The organism is Marilutibacter maris (genome assembly GCF_006546735.2).
Lineage (GTDB): Bacteria > Pseudomonadota > Gammaproteobacteria > Xanthomonadales > Xanthomonadaceae > Marilutibacter > Marilutibacter maris.
Map to the genome: position 1 here is coordinate 1 of NZ_VICD02000191.1, position 7,065 is coordinate 7,065.

The following is a 7,065-nucleotide window of genomic DNA, read 5'->3' on the forward strand; positions in this document are numbered from 1 at the left end:
CATGGCGAACGCCCGCACAGCGACGCGCGGCGGACCCAGGTGGGCGCGGTACTGGAATGGCAGCCGCATCCGGATCAGCTGGTCCGCATCGCCGCCCAGAGCCTGGTCCAGCCCGATACCGACGACCCGCTCGGTCTGGATCGCGAGGCGTGGCGACGCGATCGTCATGGCACCGATCCGGCGGCGCTGCGCTGGAACACCCGCAAGCGGATCGACAACCACCAGTTGGGATTGCGCTGGCAGCACGATGCCGCCGATGGCGACCAGAGCTGGATCGGCGTGCATGCGATCCAGCGCGACATCGTCCAGGTGCTGGCGATCCCGGAAGGCGCGCAGGCCGCCCCGGGCAGTGGCGGCGGCGTGATCGACGTGGCGCGGCGGTCGCACGGGATGGAAGCGGGGCATCGCTGGCAGTGGCGGACGGCGTCGCTGGCGTTGGGCGTGGAGGCGGCCTGGCTGGACGAGGCGCGCAAGGGCTACGAGAACTTCGCCGCGGGTCCGGACGGCAACCCGGTGCCGGGCGTGCGCGGGCGCCTGCGCCGCGACGAGGACAATCGGGTCCGCACCCGCGACGCCTACCTGGTCGGCGACTGGCGATTCGCCGGGCCGTGGACGGCGCTGGCGGGGGTGCGGGCGAGCCGGGTCGCGTTCGCATCCGACGATCGCTACATCGTTGCCGGCAACGGCGACGACAGCGGCCGGCTCGACTACGACGAGCAGGCCGTCTCGCTCGGTGTCGCGCGACGATTCGGCGACGACCGGACCGGCGGCGAGCTGTTCGCCAGTGTCGGCCGCGGCTTCGAGACCCCGACGGTGACCGAACTGGCATACCGCTCCGACGGCGGTGCCGGCTTCAATACCGGACTGGTGCCTGCGCATTTCGGTTCCGGCGAGGTCGGATTGCGCTGGCGAGGGCCTGCGATGCGCGGCTCGCTGGCGCTGTACCGGATCGAAGGTCGCGACGAGATCGTGCCGGCGTTGAGCCAGGGCGGGCGGACCCGCTACGCCAACGCCGGCCGGACCCGTCGGATGGGAGTGGAGCTGGGGCTGGACGGAGACATCGGTGCCGGATGGTCGTACGCGCTCGCCGCCAACTGGATCGATGCGCGCTTCGTCCATGCGTTCGGCTACCGTGTCGTGCGCAACGGCGTTGCCGAGACCCGCACGGTGGCCGACGGCAACCGCTTGCCCGGCGTGGCGCGGGCGTCGGGCTTCGCGGAGCTGGCCTGGCGTTCGGATGACGACCGCTTCGGCGCCGCGGTCGAGACGCGGCTGGCGTCATCGGTTCCGGTCGACGACATCAACAGCGATGCCGCGCCCGGTCACGCGCGGGTCGCGTTGCGCCTGGACTGGCGCCATGCCGGCAGCGGCTGGCATGGCTTTGCCCGCATCGACAATCTTTTCGACCGCGACTTCGCCGGTTCGGTGATCGTCAACGAGGGTAATCGCCGATTCTTCGAGCCAGCGCTGGGACGTACCGTGACGCTCGGGTTCGGATGGCGTGCGCGACCGCAGGAGCGGCGATGAGGTTTCAGGGACAGGCCCGGTCGCGGGAGAGCTTCGGCGCCTGTTATCGATGAGGCGGGCAGGGCTTCACACCCAGCCGGTCGCGTAGAACAGGCCGATCACCACGAACACCGCCATCGTCTTGATCACGGTGATCGCGAAGATGTCCTTGTAGGCCTGGCGGTGGGTCAGGCCGGTGACCGCGAGCAGGGTGATCACGGCGCCGTTGTGGGGCAGGGTGTCCATGCCGCCGGAGGCCATCGACGCGACCCGATGCAGGATCTCCATCGGGATCCCGGCGGCGTCGGCGTTGGCGATGAAGGTGTCCGCCATCGCCGCCAGCGCGATGCTCATGCCGCCGGATGCCGAACCGGTGATGCCGGCCAGCGCGGTCACCGTGACCGCTTCGTTGACCAGCGGGTTGGGGATCGAGCCCAGCGCGTTGGCGACGACCAGGAAGCCGGGCAGGGCGGCGATCACCGCGCCGAAGCCGTACTCCGAGGCGGTGTTCATCGACGCCAGCAGGGCGCCGCCGACCGCGCTCTTGGTGCCTTCGGCGAAACTGGCCATCACCGGCTTCCAGGCGAACGCGATCACGCTGGCGATGCCGACCAGCAGTGCGCCCTGGACCGCCCAGATCGCGGCGATCTTCGACACCTCCTGCACCACCGGCGCGGCGTTGCCGACCACCGCCGGGTCGAAGCTGTGGCTGGCGCCATACAGTTGCGGGATCCAGATCGTGAACACCTTGTTGGACACCCCGACCAGGATCAGCGGCAGGATCGCCACGAACGGGTTGGCGAGTTTGCCGCCGGTGAACGGCGGCGGTTCGTTGAGCAGGGTCGCCGGATCGCCGTAGCCCTCGCCGGCCTTGGCGGCCTTGCGGCGCCGGCTCTCCAGCCAGGTCATGCCGACGATCAGGATGAACACGCCGCCGAGCACGCCCAGCACCGGCGCCGCCCAGGAGTCGGTGCCGAAGAACGCGGTCGGGATGATGTTCTGGATCTGCGGGGTGCCCGGCAGCGCATCCATGGTGAAGGTGAATGCGCCCAGCGCGATGGTGCCGGGGATCAGCCGCTTGGGGATGTCGCTCTGGCGGAACAGCTCGGCCGCGAACGGGTACACCGCGAACACCACCACGAACAGCGAGACGCCGCCGTAGGTGAGCAGCGCGCAGACCAGCACGATCGACAGCATCGCCCGCTGTGCGCCGACCAGCTTGATCGTAGAGGCGACGATCGACTTGGAGAAGCCGGATATCTCGATCAGCTTGCCGAAGATCGCGCCGAGCAGGAACACCGGGAAGTACAGCTTGATGAAGCCGACCATCTTGTCCATGAACAGGCCGGTGAACATCGGAGCGACCAGCGACGGGTCGGTCAGCAGCACCGCGCCAAGCGCCGCCACCGGCGCGAACAGGATCACGCTGTAGCCGCGGTAGGCGACGAACATCAGGAAACACAGTGCGGCCAGCACGATCACGAACGCCATCGAAAATCCCCGGTACGTGGGCGGACGGCGGTGCCGCCAGCCTCATGGATCGCCCTCCCGGCAGGTCCGCCGATGCGGGGTCGGCGGCGGAAAGGCGCAGATTCTGGTTTGGCAAGAGTCTCGGCAAGCCGGCCACACAGGGGCATTGTCCGAAGGTACAGCTGTCGTTGACCGTCCCCGTACCTAGTCTTTGGCGCCATGGCGGGTTGCGCCGTCAGCGAAACGACCGGCGCCGCCACCGGCCGGCCGTCAACAGCCGGCAGTCAACAAGCACGTACTGCACTTTGGGGAGAGGATACGAGATGAACCGCAGACACCTGAGCATCGCGATCGCCTGTGCGCTGCTGGCGCCCAGCGCCTGGGCGCAGGAGACCGACGCCGGCGCCGCGCAGGGCGAGCAGCGTGCCGCCGCCACCCTGGACACGGTGATGGTCACCGCCCGCAAGCGCGAGGAGACCCTGCAGGACGTGCCGGTCGCGGTGACCGCGTTCACCGCCGACGCGCTCGACAAGATGGGCGTGGAGGACATTTCCGACCTCGATGCCGAGGTGCCGAACCTGACCATCTATGCCGCGCGCGGCTCCAGCAGCACGGTCACCGCCTATATCCGCGGCATCGGCCAGTCCGATCCGTTGTGGGGCGTCGACCCCGGCGTCGGCATCTACCTGGACGATGTCTACATCGCCCGTCCGCAGGGGGCCTTGCTGGACGTGTTCGATGTCCAGCGGGTCGAGGTGCTGCGCGGTCCGCAGGGCACCCTGTACGGCAAGAACACCATCGGCGGCGCGATCAAGTACGTCTCGCGCGGCCTGCCGACCGGTCTGGACGGTTTCGCCTCGGTCACCGCCGGCAGCCACGGCAAGCTCGACGTCAAGGCCGCCATCGGCGGTTCGCTGGCCGGCAACGACGCCCTGCGCGGCCGTATCTCGGTGGCCAGCCTCAACAGCGACGGCTACGGCGAGAACCGGGTGACCGGGCAGAAGGTCAGCGACAAGGAGATCCTGGCGATGCGCGCCCAGCTCGGCGCCTACGTCAGCGACGACTTCAACATCCAGGTCGCCTACGACTGGATGGACGACCAGTCCGGCGTGCGCGGCGCGCAGATGCTGGCGCCGAACCCGTTCAACGCGCTGTTCCCGCAGTACGGCGACTTCCCGCCGCTGGACGACCGCTACGACGTGCGCAACGGCATGCCCAACATCAACGACACCTCGATGAAGGGGCTGTCGGCGACCGCCAGCTGGCGGGTCAACGACGACTGGTCGCTGAAGTACGTGATCGCCAAGCGCGAGTCCGACACCGAGACCAACATCGACTTCGACCTGACCACCGCGCCGATCGTCGACGTCAAGGCGTTCTACAGCGACCAGCAGGTCAGCAACGAGCTGCAGGTCAACTACGACGGCGGCGGCCGCGCCCGCGGCGTGATGGGCCTGTACTGGTTCGACGGCGAGGCCGGCGGCCAGGTCCTGAACAACTTCCTCGGCAGCCTGTTCGGCGACACCCAGGGCACCGTCTACACCGAGAGCGTCGCCCTCTACGCCGACTGGACCTTCGATCTGACCGATCGCCTCAAGCTCGATGTCGGCGCCCGCTACACCGACGAGGACAAGCGCGCGGTGGTGCTGAACCGCAGCTACAGCGACGGCAGCTACACCACGCCGACCGCGGTGGTGGCGGACTTCGACAAGACCATCAACTTCAAGAACACCTCGCCGAAGGTCTCGCTGGACTACCAGGTCACCCCGGACATCATGGTTTACGGCTCGGCGTCGCGCGGCTTCAAGTCCGGCGGCTTCAACATCCGCGCCAACGCCACCGCGGTGCCGCGCTCGGCCGAGCCGTTCGACGACGAGATCGTCGACAGCTACGAGATCGGCACCAAGATGGCGCTGCTGGACCAGACCCTGTTCCTGAACTTCGCCGCGTTCCACAACGAGTACAAGGACATCCAGCTGTCGGTGTTCACCGCCTACGACTCCGACGGCGACGGTACCGACGATGCGTTCTTCGGCGACTTCACCAATGCCGGCGCCGGCACGGTCGACGGCGTCGAGGTCGAGTACCAGTGGCTGCCGAGCCCGAACTGGGCGATCAACGGCAACCTGGCCTGGCTGGATGCGGACTACGACGAGTTCATCACCAACGGCGTCAACGTCGCCGACCAGCAGAAGTTCACCAATGCGCCGGAGTTCTCCGGAGCGATCAACGTCGAGTACCGGATGCCGCTGGCGAACGGCGGCGACTTCTCGGCGCGGGTCGGCTACGCCTACCAGAGCGAGGTCTACCCGACCACCGATCTGTCGGAAGCGATCAGGCAGGACGGCTACGGCCTGCTCGACGCCGGCATCAACTGGCGCATGAACGAGGCCTGGAGCTTCGCGCTGCAGGGCAAGAACCTGCTCGACGAGGAGTACCGCACCACTGGCTACAACATCGGTGTGCTCGGCGTGCTGACCGGCTTCTACGGCCCGCCGCGGGAGTACTGGGCGACCGCCCGCTACGACTTCTGATCCCGACGGACGATCCGGGCAATGCCGCCGCCGCCCGCGCTTGAGCGGGCGGTGCGCGGTCCGATCAAGTAGCGCGGGGCGGGATCAGGGACGAGCCCGGCTCGCGCTGCGCTATGCTGCCGGCCGATGCGGCCTCCGTCCTACCCATGCTGAGCCTGACCACGGTCGCGATCGCCAGCCTGGCCTGGCTGGCGCTGATGTTCGGCGCCGCCCTGTACGCCGAGCGCCGGCCGACCGCATGGGCCCGCCACTGGCGCCACGTCTACGCGCTGTCGCTGGCGGTGCACTGCACCTCGTGGACCTTCTACGGGACGGTCACCCAGGCCGCCCGCTATGGCTGGCCGCTGCCGCCGACCTTCCTCGGCGCGATCCTGTTCTATGCGCTGGCGGTCGGCTTCATGGTGCGGCTGGTACGGCTGGCGCGAGAGACCAACGCGACCTCGCTGGCCGACCTGATCGCGACCCGGCTGGGCAAGGACGCATGGCTGGCGGCGACCGTCACCCTGGTCGCCGCGCTCGGGCTGGTGCCCTACATCGCCCTGCAGCTGAAGGCGGTCGCGATGAGCTTCCAGATGCTCACCGCGCGCGCGTCGGCCGCGCAGGCGACGGACGTGTCGGCGCTGCCGGCCTGGCAGGACAGCGCGCTGTACGTGGCGCTGGCGATGGCGCTGTTCGCGATGCTGTTCGGTACCCGCAGGGCCAGCGCCGCCGAGCACAACCGCGGGCTGGTGCTGGCGATGGCGTTCGAATCGCTGTTCAAGCTGGCGGCGATGCTGGCGATCGGCGCCTTCGTCTGGTTCGGACTGGAGGGGGCGACGGTGCCGGAGGCGGTGGCCGCGGCGCCCCCGCAACCGCCGCCGGGGGGCGGCTTCGTGCCGCTGGTGCTGCTGGGCGCGCTGGCGATGTTCATCCTGCCGCACCAGTTCCACGTCGGCGTGGTCGAGTGCCGCAACGAGCACGACATCGCCACCGCGCGCTGGCTGTTTCCGTTGTACCTGGTGCTGATCGCCCTGCCGGTGCTGCCGCTGGCCCGGGCCGGCGCGGCCCTGCTGGGCGGCACCGGCGTGCCCTCGGACCTCTACGTGCTGGCCCTGCCGCTGTCGCAGGGACAGCAGGGACTGGCCCTGGTCGCGTTCCTCGGCGGGCTGAGCGCGGCCACCGGCATGGTCGTGGTCAGCACCCTGACCCTGAGCCTGATGATCGGCAACCACTGGTTCGCGCCGGGCCTGTTGCGCGGCGCGTGGTCGCGCAACGATGGCAGCGATCTGCGTGGACGGGTGCTGGCGCTGCGCCGCGCCGGGATCGTGGTGATCATGTTGCTGGCCTGGGTCTACAGTCGCATGGTCGCCAGCAACGACGCGCTGGCCGATGTCGGCGCGGTGTCGTTCTCGGCGCTGGCGACGCTGGCCCCCGCGCTGGCGTTCGCGGTGTGGCGGCCACAGACGCCGCCGCGCGCCGCAGTGGCCGGGGTGCTGGCCGGGTTCGCGGTGTGGGCGTGGGTGCTGCTGGTGCCGATGTTCCTGGCCGCGCGCGGGTTGTCGCCGGACTGGCTGAG

General features: G+C 69.3%; 4 protein-coding genes. 3 read left to right on the forward strand and 1 reads right to left on the reverse strand.

What is annotated here, in order from left to right; genetic code table 11:
• Window positions 1–1,527, forward strand: a 1,527-nt coding sequence (locus FKV24_RS11160; RefSeq protein WP_141482439.1) for a TonB-dependent receptor, incomplete at its 5' end; no start/stop codon positions are given.
• A 66-nt stretch (window positions 1,528–1,593) separates the two neighbouring features.
• On the opposite strand, the gene FKV24_RS11165 is transcribed toward FKV24_RS11160, so the two are convergent.
• The gene (locus FKV24_RS11165) at window positions 1,594–2,997 is read right to left on the reverse strand and encodes a GntP family permease (RefSeq protein WP_141482440.1); all 1,404 of its coding nucleotides are present in this window, start codon (window positions 2,995–2,997) and stop codon (window positions 1,594–1,596) included.
• A 302-nt stretch (window positions 2,998–3,299) separates the two neighbouring features.
• On the opposite strand from FKV24_RS11165, the gene FKV24_RS11170 reads away from it, so the two are divergent.
• The gene (locus FKV24_RS11170) at window positions 3,300–5,510 is read left to right on the forward strand and encodes a TonB-dependent receptor (protein WP_111266189.1); all 2,211 of its coding nucleotides are present in this window, start codon (window positions 3,300–3,302) and stop codon (window positions 5,508–5,510) included.
• 146 nt (window positions 5,511–5,656) lie between these two features.
• Window positions 5,657–7,065 (forward strand): SLC5/6 family protein (locus tag FKV24_RS11175; RefSeq protein ID WP_484502558.1); only part of this gene is annotated, 1,409 nt, incomplete at its 3' end.